Below are 18,615 nucleotides of genomic sequence, written 5' to 3'. Positions count from 1 at the left end.
CTGTCCGTGGGCGACACGTATGGCGCATTCTACGCACGAATAGCCCGCGGTACGAGCCTTACAGCGGCCGCTGGCCGCCGTTCGAGGCCGGACCCGCCGGGGATTTCACTTGCGCAGTATCGACACGCCGGTGACTCGAGGGGACATATCGGCTCCGCCTTCGGGCGCCTGCAGCGTCACTTTCCAATCGCCCCGCAGTTCGCTTTCGTTCGCCGTCTCCGCGTTTCCGCGGGTTTTTGCGGCGCCTGCGAAGGGCAGGCGCGCCAACGCCCCGGCGACCAGATAGCCCGCCGCCTGTCCGTCGTCGAGTTCGCGGTCGCGCTTAGTGGCGCTGACCCTATAGGCTTCCGTACCGTCCGTGCGATCGAAGAAACGCAGGGTCAGCGAGTGAACGTACGCGGTCGTGCCGGGCCACGGGAAGCCCGGCGTGCGCCCGGTATCCGCTGCGCCGCATGGCGCGCCGCCGGCGCAAGCCGCATAGTCGACGCTGACCGATGCCGGGCGGGTCTCGTGCGACAGCGCAACGCGATAGTGCGCTGAAGTTTCAGGCGCTGCGACGAAGCCGAGTTCCGCCAGCCGGCGCGCGATGGGCGAGGTGAAACGGCTATCGTCGCCACCGACAGCGCCCTCCGGGCCTTGGGCGAACGCATAAGTGCGCGCCCCCTGGCCGAAATCCTGGGCCGAGCCCGCCCGCACGGCCGTCTCGGGACCGGCGCAACCTGTCAGCATCGCAGCGATCGCGCAAGCGCCAAGCAGCAGTATCGGTTTCATCGCATCGTTCTCGCAAAGGGTTGTTCGGTTCTTCGGTTGTTCTTCTTCACGGAAAAAGCGCACGCAAGGCCGCTCGCGGCGCCGCTTTAGTCCGTGCCGTCCCAACACGGCATGGACACCGTCACGACGGTCCCCCGCCCTGGCTTGCTGTCGACTTTCACCTCGCCTTCGTGACGCGTGACGACCGTTTTCACCAGCGCCATGCCGAGGCCTGCCCCCTGCGTCTGCGGCTGCCCCGGTACGCGGAAGCGCCGAAAGCGCTCGAACAAATGCGCCCTCGCCTCTTCGGCCATGCCATAGCCTTCGTCGGCGATCGTGCAGTGAATGCGGCCTGGCGGGTCGCCCGTCAGCGACACCAGCACGAGGGTATCGTTCGGGCTGTACTTGACGGCGTTGTTCAGCAGGTTCGTTATCGCCCGTGTCATCAGCGACCGATCAGCGCGAATCCAATAGGCCTCGCCTTCGAAATGCGTCTCGATACGAATGCGTTTGGCGCGCGCCTGCGGCCAGATTTCGTCGCTCGCATCGAGCACGACGTCAACGAGATTGACGGGTTCGAACTGGTAGGTCTGCGATTCCGCGCGCGTCAATTGCACGAAGTCGTCCGCCAGCGTGAGCGCTCGCCGCGTGTAGCGCTCGATATGCTGGAGCAACGTGCGCACCCGTTCGGAGCGCGTGACGGCCATCTCCTCCTCGATCAAAGCGAGCACCGAAGCATGCGGCGACCGCATGTCGTGAGAGAGCAGTCTCAACGCATCTTCTCGCGCCTGCTCCGCCGCATGGAGCGCGGTGACTTCCACGAGGCCGACGGCCCAGTATCCGGAGGGCTCGCCGCGCGCATCGCGGCAGCGCGCATAACGCAGCAGATGGTCGCGCCCGGCGCGATCGCATACCTCGATTCCGCGCTTGACGGTCCAAACGCGTTCGGCATCGCTCGGATCGAGGACCTCGGGCCAACGCGCCTTCAGTTCGTCGTCCGAAACAGTCTCGGGTCCTATCGATTTGATGAACTTCATTTCGCCGAGGGCATCGGTCAACAGTCGCCCTTCCGGCGGGACGCCGCCCACGCTAGCAAAGTGGTCGCGAGCCGCCTTGTTTGCAATGCAAATCATCCCTTGCCGATCGGCGATCAAAATCGGCTCGGGCAAGCTGTTAAGGCAGTCCCATACGAACCGCTTCATGTCTTGAACGCGGTCCGCGGCCTGCTCGACGAGCCCAATGTGCTGCTCGAGCGCATCGCCTCGGACCGTGCGTGGACCCATATCGACGTTCGGCAAGATGTCGGCGTCGTCGGCCAGCCGCGCGAGTTCGCGCTGCAGGCGAGACATCGTCATTTCAAGCCTGCGCCAGCTCCACAGCGGATAGACGGTCAACAGCGAAACGAGCGCGGGGACGGGCGAGATCCAGATCGAAGCACCGTCGAGCAAAACGGCGCTCATCGCGAGCGAGGCGAGGCCGAGCGCCGCGGTAAGCAGCAGCGTACGCCACGGCGAAAAGAAAAAGAGCGCGCTCAGCAACGCCGCAATCGGCGCGAGCGATATCACGAAACGCCAAGCCGGCTCCACGGGGCGAATGGCACTGCCCTTGAGCAGCGTACTCAGGACGTTGGCGTGCAGCAAAGTGTCGGAAGTCGGACCGAATCGGCCCGCTATCGGTGTTGCCAGGTGCGTCATCAGCCCGGCGGCAGTCAAGCCGACGAATACGATCTTGCCGCGTAGCGCTTCCGGCGAGACGTGTCCGTCGAGCAGCCGTCTGGCCGATACTTGCCCCCCGCCGGGGACCTCGCCGGAAAAGGGAATGAGAATGCGTGAATGATTCCGCTCGAACGCCGCATCCGTCGAGGCCACGGCTTGCGCGATGGACCGCCCCGGGGGCCCACGGTAGCGACCGTCGGCGACGGCGATTTTCCCGCTCCAGATGTCGGCGACCAGCGGCACGACGAGATAAGGCCAGCTTGCGTCGCCCGCGCGTTCACGCAGCCGCACGCCACGCACGATGCCGTCGGGATCGGCCTCGACGTCGATATGTCCCACTCCCGCCGCCGCTTGAGCCAGTACCGGCACGGGCCCGACAGCCTGACTCTGGGTGCGGGGATCGACAAAGAGCGGCAAGAACGTGGGGGCCTCGCGAAGCGCCTGCGCCAATACGGCGTCTTCGTCCGAGGGCTCCGTCAACAGCACGTCGTAGACGATAGCGGCAGCGCCGGCGTTCGCGACCGCATCGATCAGCCGGGCTTGCGTCGACCTCGGCCACGGCCACCGTCCAATGTCCGAAATACTGGCGTCATCGATCGAAACGAGCGCGATTTCGCTCGCGAGCGGCTCGGCGCGCAACGTCACCAGATGGTCGTAGACGAGTCGATCGAGGTTTTTCGTCAACGAGGTAAATACGCAAGCGAACACCACCGCTACGCCGACGAAGCCGATGGCGAGCCACTCGCATACGAAGCGCCGCCAAACGCCAAGCGTCGGCCCACGCATCGAATGCACGCCCGGAAACGGTGCGAACGATTCTTTCTGCGTCATACGCTCGTCTTTCAATTGGCCAGCGTAAACGCGTGGACGGCGCCGGGCGTTTCGTAGAAGCGGCCCTGGTCGTATTGTTCGGCGATGACGCGCCAGTAGTAGTCGCCCGCCGGCAAATCGGAAACGACGAGCGAGGTGCCCGTCAAATCGACTGCGTCGACCATTGCATCGTGCAGATCGCTGTAGCGCGACAACACGAAGCGAAAACGCGCATCGGCCTGGCCTCGCGACGCCCGCCAAACGAAGCGGTAGTCGTGCGAGTCGGCCCGCGGGGCCGCACTGGCCGTGACCTCGTTCGCGCGGCGCTCGAACGCATACACGCGCGGCAGGCCTTCGAGACCCGCGGCGTCGATCGCGGACACGCGCACGAAATAGGTGCCGTCGGGCAGATCCGGAAACTCGGCGGACGGCGCTTGCACATGCGTCTCGCGGATCAAATCGAGCAGGTCGGCATCGCGCGCGATCTGAACGCGATAGCCGACAGCGGCGGCGGCCGGCTCGATGTCGAACGCGACGGCGCGGCCGTCCTGCACCTTCGAGGGATGGCGCAACCGGGGCGCCGGCAGCAGCGCGCGAGCGGCGCCCACCGCGCCGTCGTTCGGGGTCGCGCTGCCTTGCCCGGCCTCGACGAACTGCGATGCGCTGGCCTGCCATTGCGCTTTGCCCGGCGTCGCATTCGCCGTGGCGCCCACGGCCACCTTGCCGTCGAGCACCTCGACCGCCGTCATCGACGGCAGAACGTTCACGCGGAAATGCGTACCGCGCACGCCCGCGACGATGGCCGGCGTGCGGACCTCGAAGCGATCGCCCGGCTGCTTCGCATGCGTCACCTCATTGGTGACTTCCCCTTTTTCCAACTCGATGACGCGTTCGTCGATGCCGGTCAGCGCCATCTCGCGCAGGATCGTCAGCACGATGCGGGTGTTCGGCGTCAGGCTGACGTAAGAACCATCGGCTAGTTCGAGCGTGGCGAAGCCGTCCGGCCCCGTGCTGACCGTGTCGTTTTCGCCGAGCGTTCGCTCGAGAAGCAGGGGCACGTCAGGCGCGCCGCGACGCCCGCGGGTCGTCACGAGCCCGCTCAGCGCGACGACGCTTACGGGCATTGCATCTCGGCGCAACAATGCGAGGGGCAGGCGCAACGTCATACCCGGCGGCAAGCGTCGCGGTGCGCTCACGTGATTGAGGTGGGCAAGCGTGCGCCACGCGCGAGCGTCGGCCAAGTAGCGCTGCGCGACGTCGTAGAGCGTATCCCCGGCCCGCGTGACATACGCGGCCGTCGCCCCCAGGTCGAGGGGCGCTTGCGCACGCGCGGACGACATGAAAAGCAGTGCGAACACTGCACCGGCGGCTGCCGCCCGCAAGCTTTTCCGCAGCCCGCGGCGGCCTGCTTTCCGACAACGGGCGGCTTCATCGCCCATAGCCGCGGTGCAGACCATCGTTTGGATGGGCATCGTCGTATGTATCAATGCTGTGTTGTTCTAGATAGATACCGGCGTCGGGATTGACGGCGATCGCTCGCGTGAGCGAAACCGGTCTTACGTTGGATAATCGACGCGATCTTCACGGAATGACATAACCCGCGAGCATATCGAAATTTGTGCGACCGTGCTCGGAAAATGCGTTGTTTTGGTCTTCTTTCGCATGACTGCCGCGCCTTCCACTGAGCGAAACAGCGGCACGAATGCAGCCCCCTCAAGCAATTGCAAACAAATGTCAATTGCCTGTTGACCCGCAACCTCCCACAATTTGTTTTCCCGCATCGGCGCTGTACAATCCGACAAAATTGCCGCTAGGCTGGCCTTTCACCGGGGTAAAGGCCGAGTCATTCATCCATTCGGACCGAGACACATGAAGATCGCCTACTTGGAAGACGACGACGTTGTTGCTGAACATGTCGGCGCCATATTGTCTTCGAACGGTCACGAATGCGCGGTATTCCGCGACGGCAGTCAGCTCATTCGCCGCTTGAAACGCGAGCATTTCGATTTGCTGGTGCTCGATTGGAACGTGCCGGGCGTAACCGGGCATCAGGTGACGATCTGGGCGCGCGCCAATCTCAGCGAACGAGTGCCGATCCTGTTCATGACGAGCCGTTCGCTCGAAGCGGATGTCGTCGCCGCGCTGACGGCCGGCGCCGACGATTACATGATCAAGCCGATTCGAAGCGGTGAATTGCTGGCGCGCATCGCCGCGCTGAGCCGCCGCGCCTATCCGAGCGACGCAGCGCCTCAAGCCGCCATTGAGGTCGGGCAGTACCGCGTCGACCCCGTCGGACGAGCGTGTTACTTGCGGGAACAGCCGATCGAATTGACGGGCCGCGAATTCGACCTGGTGCTCCTGCTGTTTCAGTATGCGGGGCGCGTGCTCTCGCGCGAGCATATTGGCGGAACGCTGTGGGGACAACCGCCGAACGCGATTTCGCGCACGCTGGATACGCACATGTCGCGCGTGCGGACAAAATTGCAGCTGAAACCCGAACACGGCGTCAAGCTGATGCCCGTCTACGGCCACGGATATCGCTTGGAAGTCGTGCACGATCCGGCAAGCGACGCCGCCTCCCGCGACACCGAATCGCAAGCGTTCAGCTATTAGCGACATGGCGCCCTGCAATGATCGTGCAAGGCGCCGCTCTCCCGTCTTGATCCATATCAACGTCGTTTCTGCGCGACTCGGAAAAATACGTATGAAGTTTCGGCGAAAAACGCCGTAACACACGTCATAGGCGCGCCGCTTTATTGGGGCCGGCGCCGCTCCGAGGTTTTTGCGAGTAACGGACATGGATGCTCCGCCCGACGTGCCGGACAACGCGCAGCCGCATGCGATCGATCCATCGCATAGCGCGCTGCGTCGCCGATTTGCCAACGTCAAGCTGCAAACGCTATTGCTGATCGCGGCGCTGTGGTTCGCGCTCGGCGCACTGACGCTATGGGACGCCAACGCGGAAATGCGCAGCGCCCGCACCGGCGCCGCGGCGCTCGCCGACGCACTGGCGGCGCATACGGTTCGCGTCATGCGAGAGGCGGAACAAGTGGCGGCGCTCGTCTCGTGGCAAGTGCAAAACGACGGCGTGTCGATTCCGCTCGCCTACTATGTCAGCTCGGGCCTGCTCAAGCTCGACGTCTTCGTGCAGGTCGCCGTCATCGATTCGCAAGGCTATCTGCGCGCCTCGACGGTGCCCGGGTTCCAGCCCATCGACCTGTCCGACCGCGAGCACTTTCGAATCCATGTGCATGATCCGAGCACGGCCCTAATGATCGGCCAGCCCGTCATCGGGCGCGCGAGCGGTAAAGCCTCGCTGCAGTTGTCGCAGCGGATCAGTTCGCTGAACGGGCGCTTTCTCGGCGTCGTCGTCGTATCGGTCGATCCGTCCTACTTCACCGAACTCTACAACGGTCTGCGCATCGGCAAGAACGGCGTCGTGGCCGTCGTCGGCACGAAAGATTATGTCGTGCGCGCGCTGCGCTCGGGCCGCGATCAAGCCGTCGGCGCGACGCTGCCTGCGCAAGACCCGTTGCGGCGCGCGCTTGCGCAATCGCCCTCGGGCAATTTGCGCACGGCTTCCTTCGTCGACAGCCGCGACACCATCATCAGCTACCGCACGCTCAAGGGCTACCCATTGGCCGTGGCCGTAGGCTATTCCACCGACGAGTTTCTCGCGGCGTGGCGCATGCGCAGCCTTCTTCTGCTGCTGGCCGCCGTGTTGCTCACCGTGTTGATCATCGCCGCGGAGCGCCGCACGAAGACGCTGCTATCGAATTTGGCGGCCGCCAACGATCGAGAGATCGCAAAGGGCGCGCAGCTCGAACAGGCCCGCAGCGACGCCGAAGCGGGATCGCGCGCGAAGAGCGCGTTTCTCGCCACGATGAGTCACGAGATCCGCACGCCGATGAACGGCGTCATCGGCATGACGGAAGTCTTGACGCGATCGGCGCTCTCGGCCGACCAAAAGGAAATGGTCTGCACGATCCGCGATTGCGCCTGCGCGCTGCTCAAGATCATCGACGACATCTTGGACTTCTCGAAGATCGAAGCCGGCAAGCTTCAAATCGACTGCGTGCCGACGGCGATCGAGGACATCGTCGACAGTCTCGCGACGTCGCTCGCGAACGTGGCCGATGCGCGCGGGGTGGCGCTGCGCGTCTATGTCTCGCCCGCCTTGCCCGCGAGCGCCATGTTCGACGATACGCGCCTGCGGGAGATTCTCTATAACCTGGTCGGCAATGCCATCAAGTTTTCATCGGGCCGCGCCGGGGTTCCGGGGCAGGTGTCCCTGCGCGCTACGTTGGAGCAAGGCGATGCGCCTCGCGTGCGATTCGACATCGGCGATAACGGCATCGGCATGACGGCCGAAACGCTCACGAAGCTCTTTCAACCGTTCAGCCAAGCCGAGGCTTCGACCACGCGGCGCTTCGGCGGCACGGGGCTGGGACTCGCCATTTGCCGGCGCCTCGTCGCCTTGATGGACGGCGAAATGTCCGTCCGCAGCGAGCCGGGGCGAGGTTCGACATTCACGGTCACCCTCCCCTTGCGCATCGCACCGGCAAACGCGCCGCGCCAGCTCGCCGATCTGTCGGGGCTCGCATGCATCGTCATCGCCTCGCCGGACTGGCGTTGCGACGATGCCGGCGACTATCTGCGCCACGCGGGCGCGCAAGTCGAGATCGCGGCCGACGCCTACGACGCGCGTCAAGCGCTCGCGCGCGCGACCGGTCCGCGTGTGCTCGTTCGCGACGAACGCTGCACGCTCGACGAGGTGGCGCCTCATGGATCGCAAGAATCGGCGCGCCTGTCCGGCAACGTCGTGATCGCCGCCTCGCGCAGTCTTAGCCTGATGTCGCGCACCGGCGCGACGGTGTCGATCGGCGCGCAGGCGCTGCGGCGGCGGGTGCTCGTCGACGCGGTCGCGCTCGCCGGCGGCCGGCGAACGGTCGGTACGCTGACGGACGAACGCGAAGACGAACTCGCTGTTCGCGGCGCCACCGGGGATGGCGTCACGCTGCTCGTCGCCGAAGACGATGAGATCAATCGCCGTGTGATCTCGCGGCAATTGGCGCTGCTCGGCTATGCGGCCGATATGGCCGTCGACGGCGAGCAAGCGCTCGAAATGTGGCGCGCCGGCCCCTACACGCTGGTGTTGACCGACCTGCACATGCCAAGGCGCGACGGCTACGAACTCGCGCAGGCGATTCGCGCGGAAGAGGCGCAAGGCGCGCGCGCGCGCGTGCCGATCGTCGCGCTGACGGCCAATGCGATTACCGGCGAAGCGAATCGCGCGAAGGCGCTCGGCATCGACGATTACTTGACGAAGCCGCTCAAGCTGAACTTGCTCGAACAAGCGCTCGCGCAGTGGACGAGCGCGCGGGCATCCGGCAGCCCCAAGGACGAGGCCAACGCCGTCATACGCGACGCTGCACGCACGCCCGATATGCCGCCGGCAGCGCCCGCGCCGATTCAAAAGGACGAGCCCGCAACGATCGTCGATGTCAACGTGCTCAAAAGCATCGTCGGGGACGATCTAGAAACCGTTCAAGCGCTACTCGTGGAATACATCGATTGCTCCGCCGCCCTAGCGGACCAGTTGGTGGGACATATGAAAGAAGATCGCGCACGCGAGGCGGCAAGCGTGGCGCACAAGCTCAAGTCGTCCTCGCGCTCGATCGGCGCTCTGCCGCTCGGCGAGCTCTGCGCGCGAATCGAGACCGCGGCGTCGGCCGGCGAGGTCCACGACTTCGCGCAACTGAGCGCGCGATTCGATACGTCGTATCGGCGCACGATCGAAGTCGCCCGCGGCATCGCCGCGAGCATCGACGTTGAGCCGTCGGTCTGATGCCGCCGCACCCAAGCCGCGCACGATCGCTTTGTTGCCGCGCGGAAGCGGCGGCGCTTGCGAGGGATGCCCGGAAAAACTTACGCGAAACGGAGCGCGAATTTACCGGCCATCCCGAGTCCGGTCCGCCGCCGATCAGAGCCCGGCGACGCGGAACTGCTCCGGGTCTTTGCCCTTCAACCAACGGGGCCGTGGGCCGCGCCCGCCCCACGTCTCGCCCGTCTCCGGGTGACGAAACCGCGGTGCGCCGTTCGAAGCGCCGCGAGCCTTTCGGCGCGTGCCGAACACGTCATCCGGGGTGAAGCCGAAGGCGGCGATCGTTTCGCGCACGGTAGAGAGCGCTTGTTCCGCCTCTACCTGTCGCGCTCGTTCGATCTCGGCATCGAGCTCTTGTTTCCTTGCCAGCAATTCCTTGTAAGTCGCCACGGACTCAGTCCTCCATACGGTTTGTCGTAAGCGCGGCGCTTCCGTCGATCATCTCGCGACGTGATGCCGCAGACTTCGCAACGGCGCTCACGCGCCCAAACTGCCCTGCCCATAGGCACAGCCGGCACAGCGTAAGCAATAGTCATGCCTATTTTTCGCATTCGTGCGCGTCACGCGGGCGCGCGACCCGATGCAGACGGCCAACTCAATGCTTGACCATACCGGCCGAATCGCTGCCGTCGATGTCGGGCGCTTCGACGACGGCGAGCGGCAACGTCACGGTCAGCGCAAAGCCTTGCCCGGGCGCGGTTCGCACCGCGAGTTCTCCACCGAGTCGCGCAGCTCGCTCGCGCATTCCGATGAGACCGAACGATTTCCGGTTGCGCCGCGCATCGGATAATGCGCCGCGCCCGTTGTCGCTGATCTTGACCATGCAAAATGGGTCTTCGCGAGCAATCTCGATCGTCACCTCGCTTGCGCCCGAGTGACGGGCGATGTTCGTCAACGCCTCCTGCACGATGCGGAAGACCTCGGTGCCGCTGTCGCGATTGAACCCGACGTCGCCCGCGTCGAGCTGCGCGTGCACGGCGATACCATGTCGCGCCGAGAACTCCTGGATGAACCAGTCGATCGCCGGGATCGGGCCCAGGTCGTCCAGCATGACGGGACGCAGATCGGCGGCGATGCGCCGCACGGATGCGACGAGCTGGTCGATGACGCCGTAGATGCGCCGCAGCGCACCGCGCGACGCCTCATCCATCTTGGCCTCGATCGTTTGCTCGAAATGCCCCATGTCGATCTTGAGCGCGGTCAGCAGCTGCCCGAGATCGTCATGCAACTCGCGAGCGATGCGCGTTTTTTCCTCTTCGCGAATATGCTCGATGTTGGCCGACAATCGTTGCAATTCCTCACGCGACTCGCGCAGCGCCTCGTTCGCGCGGCGCCGTTCCGTCACGTCGAGAATCCAGCCCACCATGCGGTAAGCCGTGCCCGACGCATCCCACAGCGCTTGCGCGCGCGACTGTATCCAGCGGTATTCTCCGGCCCGCGTGCGCACCCGATATTCGACATCGTACGGATGCCTTTCTTGCGTATGCGCTCTGAGCGCCTGCGCGACGCGTTCGACGTCGTCGGGGTGAATGATCTGGTAGTGCGCCTGCATGTCGTTCGGTAGTTCATCTTCGTCATGCCCGACGATCTCGCGGAAATGCGGCGACAGATACAAGGCGCCCGTGCGAGGATTCCAATCCCACAGGCCGGCGCTCGCGCCGCTGACGGCCAATTGGAATCGCTCCTCGCTCGCCGCGAGTTCGGCCGACGCTCGATTGCGCTCGATCGCATAACGGATCGCGCGGCTCAGGAGCGCCGCCTGAATCTCGCGCTTGAGCAGATAGTCCTGCGCGCCTTCTTGAATCGCCACGAGCCCCACCGAAATATCGGAGAGCCCCGTCAATACGAGCACAGGCGTATCGGGCGCCACCAGCCGAAAGCGCCGGAACGTGTCGATGCCGTTGCCGTCGGGCAAGCCCAGATCGAGCAGGACAACGTCGAAGCGCGCATGCTCGGCGTGCGCGAGCGCATCCGTCAAAGTCTCCGCATGCGTCAAACGATGCGCGAAGTCGGTGATGTCGATGAGCGCCTCGCCGATGATCAACGCATCGGTGGGGCTGTCCTCGACCAGGAGGACGTCGACGGAAGGACGCGTATTCAATTGCGAACCGGCGGCAGCGTGACGACGCCGAACCAAAACTCGTTGATGCTGCGCACGACGTCGATGAATCTTGCGAAATCCACGGGTTTCGTGATGTAGCAATTCGCGTGGAGGCAGTACGACTTGATCACGTCCTCTTCCGACTTCGACGTCGTCAATACGACGACCGGAATATTGCGCAGCTCGGGGTCTTGCTTGAGCTCATAGAGCACTTCCCGGCCGCTCATGCGCGGCAAGTTCAAATCGAGGATGATGAGCCCCGGATGCACCGGCCCTCGCTGCGCATACTTGCCTCGGCCCTTCAGGTAATCCATGGCGTCCACCCCGTCTTCGACGATGTCGAGCGGGTTGACGACTTTGTATTGCTCCATCGCCTCCCGAGTCAGCATGACGTCGGTGGGGCTGTCCTCGACCAGCAGAATGTGGACCAGGTTGCCGCTGTCATCGCGTAGCATGAGCATTCACTCCCGAGAACGATGCGTTAGCCTTCGATCGACGCGGCCTGAGCGGGCGCGCTTGCCGCGCGGGCCAACGTGAAGAAGAACGTGGTCCCTTTGCCCGGTGTCGATTCGACCCAGATTTTTCCGCCGTGGTGTTCGACGATCCGTTTGCACAGCGCGAGCCCGAGCCCCGTGCCCGGATATTCGCGGCGCGTATGCAATCGCTGGAAAATCACGAAAATCCGATCGAAGTACTGTTCGGCAATTCCGATTCCGTTGTCCGCGACCGAGAATTGCCATTCGTCGCCGGTCGCTTTCGCGGCGATATGAATGCGCGGCGTTCTATCTTTGCCGCGAAACTTGACGGCATTGCCGATGAGGTTCTGAAACAGCAGCGCCAATTGCGTCGAGATGCCCTGCACGACGGGAAGCGGCTCGTGCGTCACTGCGGCGCCCGTTTCCTGTATGACGACGGCAAGGTTCTTTACCGCGACCTCGAGCGCGTACTCGACAGGCACGGGCTGCTTTGGATCTTCCAGACGCCCGACGCGCGAGTAGCTGAGCAGATCGTCGATCAGCGACTGCATCCGCGTTGCGCCATCCACGGCGTGCCCGATGAACTCGTCTGCGCGCTCGTCGAGCTGCCCCTGATAGCGTCTCTGCAGGATCTGCAGCGGCCCGGCCACCGCGCGCAGCGGCTCCTGCAGATCATGCGAGGCGACATAGGCGAACTGTTCGAGGTCGCGGTTGGAGCGCGCGAGTTCCTCGGTGCGCTGACGCAGCTGCCGCTCCGCGCGCTTTCGTTCCGTGATGTCGGCGATCGCACTCAGGACGAACATGCCCTCGGACGTCTCGATCGGGTTCAAGCCGATCTCGATCGGAAATTCCGAACCGTCGCGCCGCAACCCGAACAAGTCGCGCCCGGTGCCCATCGGGCGCGCCGACGAGTTCGCGAAGAAGACCGATCGATAATTGCCGTGATGCGCGCGAAAGCGTTCCGGCACGAGCTTCTCGATCGGCTGCCCGATCAGCTCGGCCCGCGCATAGCCGAAAAGCCGTTCCGTTTGCGTGTTGACGAGCGTCATCCTGCCTTCGGCATCCACCATGATCATCGCGTTGGGCGCCGCTTCGACCGCCACGCGGAACCGTTCTTCGGCACGACGCCGCTCCGTGACGTCGTGCACGACCATGACCGAGCCGACGAGCTTGCCCTCGGAGTCGAACGTCGGAGCGCCGTTCGCATCGACGTGCGTGCGCTTGCCGTCGCGGCCCACGAGCACCATGCCGTCCGCATGCCCGACGCTGCGCCGCTCGCGCATCGCGATGAGGGCCGGGTTCTCGGTCAGACTATCGTCGGCGGCTCGCTCGATTCGCACGATCTCCTCGACGGGCCGTCCCAGCGCCTGCGCTTGGCTCCACCCGGTCAAAGCCTGCGCGACGCCGTTGAAAAACGTGATGCCGCCGCCGACGTCGGTTGCGATGACTGCTTCCCCGATACTGGCGAGCGTCACCTCGAGCAATTCCTTCTGCTCGAACTGCAAACGCGCCGCAGCGGCCTCGTCATGCAGCAAACGTCGCGCCAAATACCCGAACGACAAACAAATGACGATCGTCAACGCACCCGATGCGAGGCAGATCACGACCGCCAGATCACGCGTGCGGCGCGCGTTCGCCTGGCGCACCGCCAATTGTTCGGCGACGTGGCGCTCCATTTGGGCTACCGTCGCCCGTGCGCGGTCCATGAACGCTTTGCCCGTATCCGTCAGCACGATCGCTTGTGCGGCCGCGAACCCCTGCGTGCGCCGCGTATCGATGACCCGCTGAAGCTCACGGCGCTTTTGTTCGAGTTGCCCGCGCAGCCGCGCGAGCTGCTGCTCTTGCGACGCGTCGCCCTTGAGCAGGAACGCCAGATGATCGAGTTGCCGGGCGATTTGCGGCTCGGCCTCGAGATAGGGCTCGAGGTAGTCGTCGCGCCCGGTGATGACGAACCCGCGTTGCCCCGTTTCCGCGTCGCGCGCCAGCGCGAGCAGGCTCTCGAGGCTGGCGTAGACATCGTTCGAATGCTGGACCGAAGCTTCGCTGTCGTACAGGGTGATCGTGCCCAGGGCGCCGACGACCGCGGTGACGAGCATCAGCAAGCCGATGACCGGCACGCCCCACTCCACCCAGCGCGACGCCTTGCTGCGAATGCGTTTGACTGCCGTGTCCATTTCCCCTCACCTCGAATGCGCGCGCGGCGCCTAGTTACAAGATAGGAAATTCAGCAGAAGAATCGAACGAGAAATCGTCATCGGACGCAAATCGACCGTCCGCGCAGTCGATGCGTGATTGATATGCGCAATGGGTATGCCGCGGCCGGACGCGCTACCGCTGCGTTCTTTGACCGAGCGGGCGGTAATCGGTGGGCCGAGCGCCGGTCCATTTGCGGAACGCACGATGAAACGCGCTGGGTTCGGCGAACCCGACGGCGACCGCGATATCGGCGATCGTTCGTTCGCCCTCTTGCAAGGCGGCGATCGCCATGTCGCGCCGCAAAGCGTCCTTGATCGATTGATACGTCTCGCCTTCGCGCTTGAGCTTGCGCCGCATCGTCGCCTCGGCGGTGCGCAATTCAAAGGCCAGCGCATCGGCGCCGGGCCACTCGGCGATCGGGCGTGTCCGCAACGCGCGGCGCACGCGCGCGCTCATCGAGTCGGGGTTGCGGTACTTGACGATGAAGCTGGCCGGCGCATTGCGCAAAAACGTTTTCAACGACTTCGCGGTTTGGATCACCGGAAGTTCGAGGAACTCCGGAGCGAGTTCGACGTAAGACGCGCGTTCACCGAAACGCAGGTCATCGCAGAACATCGACCGATATTCGTGGCCCGCGGCCGGCTCGGCGCAGCTAAAGCGCGCGGCGTGCACAGGGATGCGGCGCCCGACGAGCCAACAAACGACGCCGTACACGACAATGAAGTGGGTCGCGTAGGCGAACATGGCCTTTTCCGGTACGCCTTCACGCAAGGTATAGACCAGCCGGACGCGTTCGCTCGTCGCGTCGACCTGCGCGGTCATGTCGTCGAGCACGAGCCGCATGAAGCCGGTGGCGCGGGCGATCGCCTGCGCACCGTTGCGCGCCGTGAGCGCAGCCTGGCACAGCGCGATGAAGCTGCCGCTGCGCATCGGGTGCGAATCCTGGCCGAAGAATTCGTCGTCGAGCTCGCGGCCGATCGCGTTCCACAACGCGCCGTATTGCGCCGACGAGACACGGCCCTGCGGCGAGGCGAGCAGGTGCGGCGCGATACCGGCCTGCTCGAGCATGGCCGAAGGGTCGACGCCCATGCGCCGCACGCATTGAACGGCTTCTTCGACAAGACTGACGGCGATGGTGCCTTTCTCTTTATCCATAACTCGCTTCGGCGGCGGATCCGCCGTGGCCCGGTGGCCCGTTCGACCGTTGGCTCGTTGGCCGGTTGACCCGCCCAATGGCAAATGCGCTCACGACGATTGAGCGGCCTGAGCATCGAAAGCCGCCGCCGCGCTCCCTACACTTCGACGCGTGAACGGCTTGCTCGCCGCGAACGACGAGACGCCATGGGCCACGTCCCACGGATGGACCGACCGCCGGCGCCGGGCGCGCCCGCGCGCAAAGCACGACAGTGTAAAGCCCCTTCGACTACTTCGCACGACCGCACCGCCATGGACGAGTTCTACACCGACGAACAGCGAATGATCCGCGATGCCGCTCGCGAATTCGCGACGCAATGCCTCGCGCCGCACGCGGCCGAGTGGGACCGGGAAGGCGCGCTGCCGGCCAATGTGGTTCGGCAGATGGGCGAGCTCGGCTTGCTCGGCATGATGGTGCCGGCCGAGCTTGGCGGCACCTACACCGACTACGTGGCCTATGCGCTCGCGCTCGAGGAAATCGCGGCCGGGTGCGCCGCCTGCGCCACGCTGATGAGCGTGCACAACTCCGTCGGCTGCGGCCCGATTCTGAAGTTCGGGACGGCGGCGCAACAGGCGCGCTGGCTGCACGACCTGGCGCTCGGCAAGACGATCGGCGCATTTTGCTTGACCGAGCCGCATGCGGGTTCCGAGGCGAACAATTTGAAGACGCGGGCGGTGCTCGAGGGCGGCCGCTGGATCATCAACGGCAGCAAGCAATTCGTCACGAACGGCGCTCGCGCCGGCGTGGCGATCGTCTTCGCCGTGACCGATCCCGAACTGGGCAAGCGCGGCTTGTCGGCATTCGTCGTACCGACTGACACACCGGGCTTCATGGTCGGCCGGCCTGAAACCAAGCTTGGCATCCGCGCATCCGACACCTGCCCCATCACGCTCGAAAACTGCGCGGTGCCCGAGGACAACCTGCTGGGCGCGCGCGGCGAAGGGCTCAAGATCGCCTTGTCCAATCTCGAAGGCGGGCGCATCGGCATCGCCGCCCAGGCCGTCGGCATCGCGCGCGCTGCCTTCGACGCGGCGCGTGCCTATGCCGGAGAACGGATCCAATTCGGCAAGGCCATCAAGGAGCATCAAGCCATCTCGCACATGCTGGCCGATATGGCCACGCGCTTGAATGCGGCGCGGCTGCTCGTGCATCATGCCGCGCGGCTGCGCACCGCGGGCAAGCCCTGCTTGTCGGAAGCGTCGCAGGCCAAGCTCTATGCGTCCGAAGCGGCAGAGGAGGTCTGCTCCAAGGCCATTCAGATCCATGGGGGCTACGGCTATTTGGCCGACTATCCCGTCGAGCGCCACTACCGCGATGCGCGCATCACGCAAATCTACGAAGGCACGAGCGAAGTGCAGCGAATGGTCATTGCACGCAGTCTCTGATCGCGCGTGCAAGGCAAGTCATCCGGTTGCGGACGCAACCATAGGCCCTAGGCCGCCTCGGCCCCGCTCAAAAAAGTACGATGACGACCCGCACGCTTAGACGGGTCCATACCGCGGAGCCGAGGATTCGTAGTTCCATGCGCACAAGCGCCCTCCAAACGAATCACGCCTACGTAAGAGCGGATTTGTGGCCTGGAAATCGGATCGTTATAGTGATCTCACTAAAGCGGAGCATGAAAAGCTCCGGCACGATCAGACCAGGCAAGCCAATCAACTCACCATACGGGGTGTCTCATGCTCTCCTTCCTGCGCTCTCTGTCTCGCGATGACCGCGGTGTCAGCTCGATGGAATATGCCGTGCTCGCGGGCATTATCGTTATCGCTGTCGTCGCGGCCGGCACGGTCCTGAGCGATACGACCAACGGCATCCCGGGACTCTTCACGAAGCTGCTCACCACGGTCAACACGGCCGCCACCACGGGCAAATAAGCCGGATTTCGTTCCATCGCGTCGCGCGACCCCACTGCCTGCCGGCGGGGTCGCCGGCGGCTGGATATCGGCCATGTCAGACGCAGTCAGCTATGCCGCCTGCGCGGCGTTGCTCGTCCTTTCGTACACGGACTTGAGCGCGCGGCGCCTGCCCAATTCGCTCGTCGCGATGTTCGGCGCGCTATACGTCCCGCACGCGTGGCTCGCGCATACGCCGTGGACCTCGTTCGCGCAGCACGCCGCGACCGCACTCGTCTGCTTCGCGGTCGGCGCCGCGCTGCATGCGGCCGGACAGTTCGGCGGCGGCGACGTGAAGCTCGCGAGCGCCGTGCTGCTGTGGGCCGGCCCTCGCGCCGCGTTGCCGACGCTCGCGCTCGTTTCGCTCGCGGGCCTCGTCATCGTCGCGCTCGGGTGCGCCGCCGACCGGCTCGCGCCATCCATGCCGTTCGCGGCGCCCCTCGCCCGACTCTGGTCGGCGCGGCGCGGCGTGGCTTACGGCGTAGCGCTTTCGATCGGCGGCTGGTGCGTCGTGCTGCCGCGCGAGTTCATCACTGGATAACCGTATCAGGAAAACGCCATGTCGAGCACAGTCAAGCTCGCGCTGCTTGCCGGGGTCGCCATCGTGATCGCGCTGATCGTGCGCGCGATGTTCGTCGCGGCCTCCGCGCAATCGCCGCATGACACGCCGGCATCGGAGCGCGTGCGCGTCGCCGCCGTGGACCTTCCGGCCGGACTGCTGCTGCGCGACAGCGACCTGGCATGGAAGGAAATGCCGCCGGCGAAGCGGCCCGCGGGCGCCGTCCTGCAAGGCAATCCGTCCACGCCCGATGTCGCCGGCGCCGCGATGCTTCATCCGCTTGCGGCGGGCGCGCCCGTCACCGCGAAGGACGTCGTGTTTCCCAATGCGCCGGGCTTTTTGGCGGCCGCGCTCAAGCCCGACATGCGCGCGGTATCGGTGGCGATCGACGATGTCTCCGGCAACGCCGGACTGATCCAGCCCGGCGACTACGTCGATCTGATCCTCACGCAGGATCTGGCGAGCAAGACCGATTCGGCGCGCCTGTCGGTGGCGAGCGAAACCGTCGTCGACCATGTGCGCGTCCTCGCCGTCGGCAGCGAGTTCACGCGTCCCAAGGACGACACTGCAGCGGACAAGGGACATGCGCGCACCGTCACGCTCGAGGTGAACCCGCGCATGGCGGAAGTCGTGGCGATTTCCGCGCGGCTAGGCACGCTGTCGCTCGCGCTGCGCAGTTTCGCGACATTCGCGCGCGGCGGCTCGGATGCGCACGCCACGACCGACAACGGAATCGCCGCCGCCCCGCCCGTGTGGGCCGGCGATGTGTCGCGCGCGGTGCGCGAGCTGCCGCTTTCGCACGACAACGGCCGCGGTCAAGCGGAAAACGGAGCGCCCGCGGTGCTGGTTTATCGCGGCTCCGCGAAAGGCGACGCCGAGGCCCGTTCGCCGTTGCTCGCGCTGCCGCCGAAGGGCGAGGCGCCTGTGGTTCATGACGGCGCATCAACCAACGAAGCAGTCGGTGCGCTGGCGCCGGCGCAAACCCCGGCGCTTGCCGCGCGGAGTCAATGATGTTCGCCCTTTTCGAACGCGTCCGC

The 18,615-nt window shown here is 65.1% G+C and carries 14 protein-coding genes; 6 read left to right on the top strand and 8 right to left on the bottom strand.

The window, feature by feature from the left end; all coding sequences use genetic code 11:
• Positions 1-105: 105 nt before the first annotated feature.
• The 3 genes from ACTHNR_RS00885 to ACTHNR_RS00875 form a co-directional block, all read right to left on the bottom strand.
• A complete protein-coding gene (locus tag ACTHNR_RS00885) occupies positions 106-771 on the bottom strand; it encodes a DUF4136 domain-containing protein (RefSeq protein WP_440545503.1) in 666 nt (221 codons plus the stop codon).
• A gap of 86 nt (positions 772-857) precedes the next feature.
• Positions 858-3,296, bottom strand: coding sequence for a CHASE2 domain-containing protein (locus ACTHNR_RS00880; RefSeq protein ID WP_440545502.1), 2,439 nt, complete (start codon positions 3,294-3,296; stop codon positions 858-860).
• An 11-nt stretch (positions 3,297-3,307) separates the two neighbouring features.
• A complete protein-coding gene (locus tag ACTHNR_RS00875; protein ID WP_440545531.1) occupies positions 3,308-4,714 on the bottom strand; it encodes a FecR domain-containing protein in 1,407 nt (468 codons plus the stop codon).
• A 430-nt stretch (positions 4,715-5,144) separates the two neighbouring features.
• On the opposite strand from ACTHNR_RS00875, the gene ACTHNR_RS00870 reads away from it, so the two are divergent.
• Both ACTHNR_RS00870 and ACTHNR_RS00865 read left to right on the top strand, forming a co-directional pair.
• Positions 5,145-5,888: a response regulator transcription factor gene (locus tag ACTHNR_RS00870; RefSeq protein ID WP_440545501.1), complete on the top strand. Its 744-nt coding sequence runs from the start codon at positions 5,145-5,147 to the stop codon at positions 5,886-5,888.
• 184 nt (positions 5,889-6,072) lie between these two features.
• A complete protein-coding gene (locus tag ACTHNR_RS00865; protein WP_440545500.1) occupies positions 6,073-9,123 on the top strand; it encodes an ATP-binding protein in 3,051 nt (1,016 codons plus the stop codon).
• 135 nt (positions 9,124-9,258) lie between these two features.
• On the opposite strand, the gene ACTHNR_RS00860 is transcribed toward ACTHNR_RS00865, so the two are convergent.
• The 5 genes from ACTHNR_RS00860 to ACTHNR_RS00840 form a co-directional block, all read right to left on the bottom strand.
• The gene (locus tag ACTHNR_RS00860; protein ID WP_440545499.1) at positions 9,259-9,549 is read right to left on the bottom strand and encodes an H-NS histone family protein; all 291 of its coding nucleotides are present in this window, start codon (positions 9,547-9,549) and stop codon (positions 9,259-9,261) included.
• 205 nt (positions 9,550-9,754) lie between these two features.
• Positions 9,755-11,260 carry a PAS domain-containing protein gene (locus ACTHNR_RS00855; RefSeq protein WP_440545498.1) on the bottom strand — a complete coding sequence of 502 codons (1,506 nt, stop codon included), beginning with the start codon at positions 11,258-11,260 and terminating at the stop codon, positions 9,755-9,757.
• Positions 11,257-11,715 carry a response regulator gene (locus tag ACTHNR_RS00850; RefSeq protein WP_440545497.1) on the bottom strand — a complete coding sequence of 153 codons (459 nt, stop codon included), beginning with the start codon at positions 11,713-11,715 and terminating at the stop codon, positions 11,257-11,259. Before ACTHNR_RS00850 ends, ACTHNR_RS00855 begins: the two co-directional genes overlap by 4 nt.
• Before the next feature lie 26 nt (positions 11,716-11,741).
• The gene (locus tag ACTHNR_RS00845; protein ID WP_440545495.1) at positions 11,742-13,910 is read right to left on the bottom strand and encodes a sensor histidine kinase; all 2,169 of its coding nucleotides are present in this window, start codon (positions 13,908-13,910) and stop codon (positions 11,742-11,744) included.
• Between the two features lie 154 nt (positions 13,911-14,064).
• Positions 14,065-15,087 carry an AraC family transcriptional regulator gene (locus ACTHNR_RS00840; protein ID WP_440545494.1) on the bottom strand — a complete coding sequence of 341 codons (1,023 nt, stop codon included), beginning with the start codon at positions 15,085-15,087 and terminating at the stop codon, positions 14,065-14,067.
• Positions 15,088-15,378: 291 nt separating this feature from the next.
• Here ACTHNR_RS00840 and ACTHNR_RS00835 point away from each other — a divergent pair, with 291 nt between their 5' ends.
• The 4 genes from ACTHNR_RS00835 (at position 15,379) to cpaB (ending at position 18,589) form a co-directional block, all read left to right on the top strand.
• Positions 15,379-16,512 (top strand): acyl-CoA dehydrogenase family protein, encoded by a 1,134-nt coding sequence (locus ACTHNR_RS00835; RefSeq protein ID WP_440545493.1) that lies wholly within the window; start codon positions 15,379-15,381, stop codon positions 16,510-16,512.
• A 294-nt stretch (positions 16,513-16,806) separates the two neighbouring features.
• The gene (locus tag ACTHNR_RS00830) at positions 16,807-17,001 is read left to right on the top strand and encodes a Flp family type IVb pilin (protein ID WP_440545492.1); all 195 of its coding nucleotides are present in this window, start codon (positions 16,807-16,809) and stop codon (positions 16,999-17,001) included.
• A 73-nt stretch (positions 17,002-17,074) separates the two neighbouring features.
• A complete protein-coding gene (locus ACTHNR_RS00825; protein ID WP_440545490.1) occupies positions 17,075-17,560 on the top strand; it encodes an A24 family peptidase in 486 nt (161 codons plus the stop codon).
• A gap of 18 nt (positions 17,561-17,578) precedes the next feature.
• Entirely contained in the window at positions 17,579-18,589 is a 1,011-nt protein-coding gene (cpaB, locus tag ACTHNR_RS00820; RefSeq protein ID WP_440545489.1) for a Flp pilus assembly protein CpaB, read from the top strand.
• Positions 18,590-18,615: the final 26 nt, after the last annotated feature.

Origin of the sequence: Trinickia sp., assembly GCF_051954495.1 — a bacterium.
Taxonomy (GTDB): Bacteria; Pseudomonadota; Gammaproteobacteria; order Burkholderiales; family Burkholderiaceae; genus Trinickia.
The sequence above is the reverse complement of the archived record's forward strand: the minus strand, read 5'-3'. Positions and strand labels throughout refer to the sequence as shown.

Excerpts from the sequence above, each read along its gene's own strand:
- ACTHNR_RS00885 (WP_440545503.1), bottom strand. The coding sequence starts at position 771 with ATGAAACCGATACTGCTGCTTGGCGCTTGCGCGATCGCTGCGATGCTG.
- ACTHNR_RS00880 (WP_440545502.1), bottom strand. The coding sequence starts at position 3,296 with ATGACGCAGAAAGAATCGTTCGCACCGTTTCCGGGCGTGCATTCGATG.
- ACTHNR_RS00875 (WP_440545531.1), bottom strand. The coding sequence starts at position 4,714 with ATGGGCGATGAAGCCGCCCGTTGTCGGAAAGCAGGCCGCCGCGGGCTG.
- ACTHNR_RS00870 (WP_440545501.1), top strand. The coding sequence starts at position 5,145 with ATGAAGATCGCCTACTTGGAAGACGACGACGTTGTTGCTGAACATGTC.
- ACTHNR_RS00865 (WP_440545500.1), top strand. The coding sequence starts at position 6,073 with ATGGATGCTCCGCCCGACGTGCCGGACAACGCGCAGCCGCATGCGATC.
- ACTHNR_RS00850 (WP_440545497.1), bottom strand. The coding sequence starts at position 11,715 with ATGCTACGCGATGACAGCGGCAACCTGGTCCACATTCTGCTGGTCGAG.
- ACTHNR_RS00845 (WP_440545495.1), bottom strand. The coding sequence starts at position 13,910 with ATGGACACGGCAGTCAAACGCATTCGCAGCAAGGCGTCGCGCTGGGTG.
- ACTHNR_RS00840 (WP_440545494.1), bottom strand. The coding sequence starts at position 15,087 with ATGGATAAAGAGAAAGGCACCATCGCCGTCAGTCTTGTCGAAGAAGCC.
- ACTHNR_RS00835 (WP_440545493.1), top strand. The coding sequence starts at position 15,379 with ATGGACGAGTTCTACACCGACGAACAGCGAATGATCCGCGATGCCGCT.
- ACTHNR_RS00830 (WP_440545492.1), top strand. The coding sequence starts at position 16,807 with ATGCTCTCCTTCCTGCGCTCTCTGTCTCGCGATGACCGCGGTGTCAGC.
- ACTHNR_RS00825 (WP_440545490.1), top strand. The coding sequence starts at position 17,075 with ATGTCAGACGCAGTCAGCTATGCCGCCTGCGCGGCGTTGCTCGTCCTT.
- cpaB (WP_440545489.1), top strand. The coding sequence starts at position 17,579 with ATGTCGAGCACAGTCAAGCTCGCGCTGCTTGCCGGGGTCGCCATCGTG.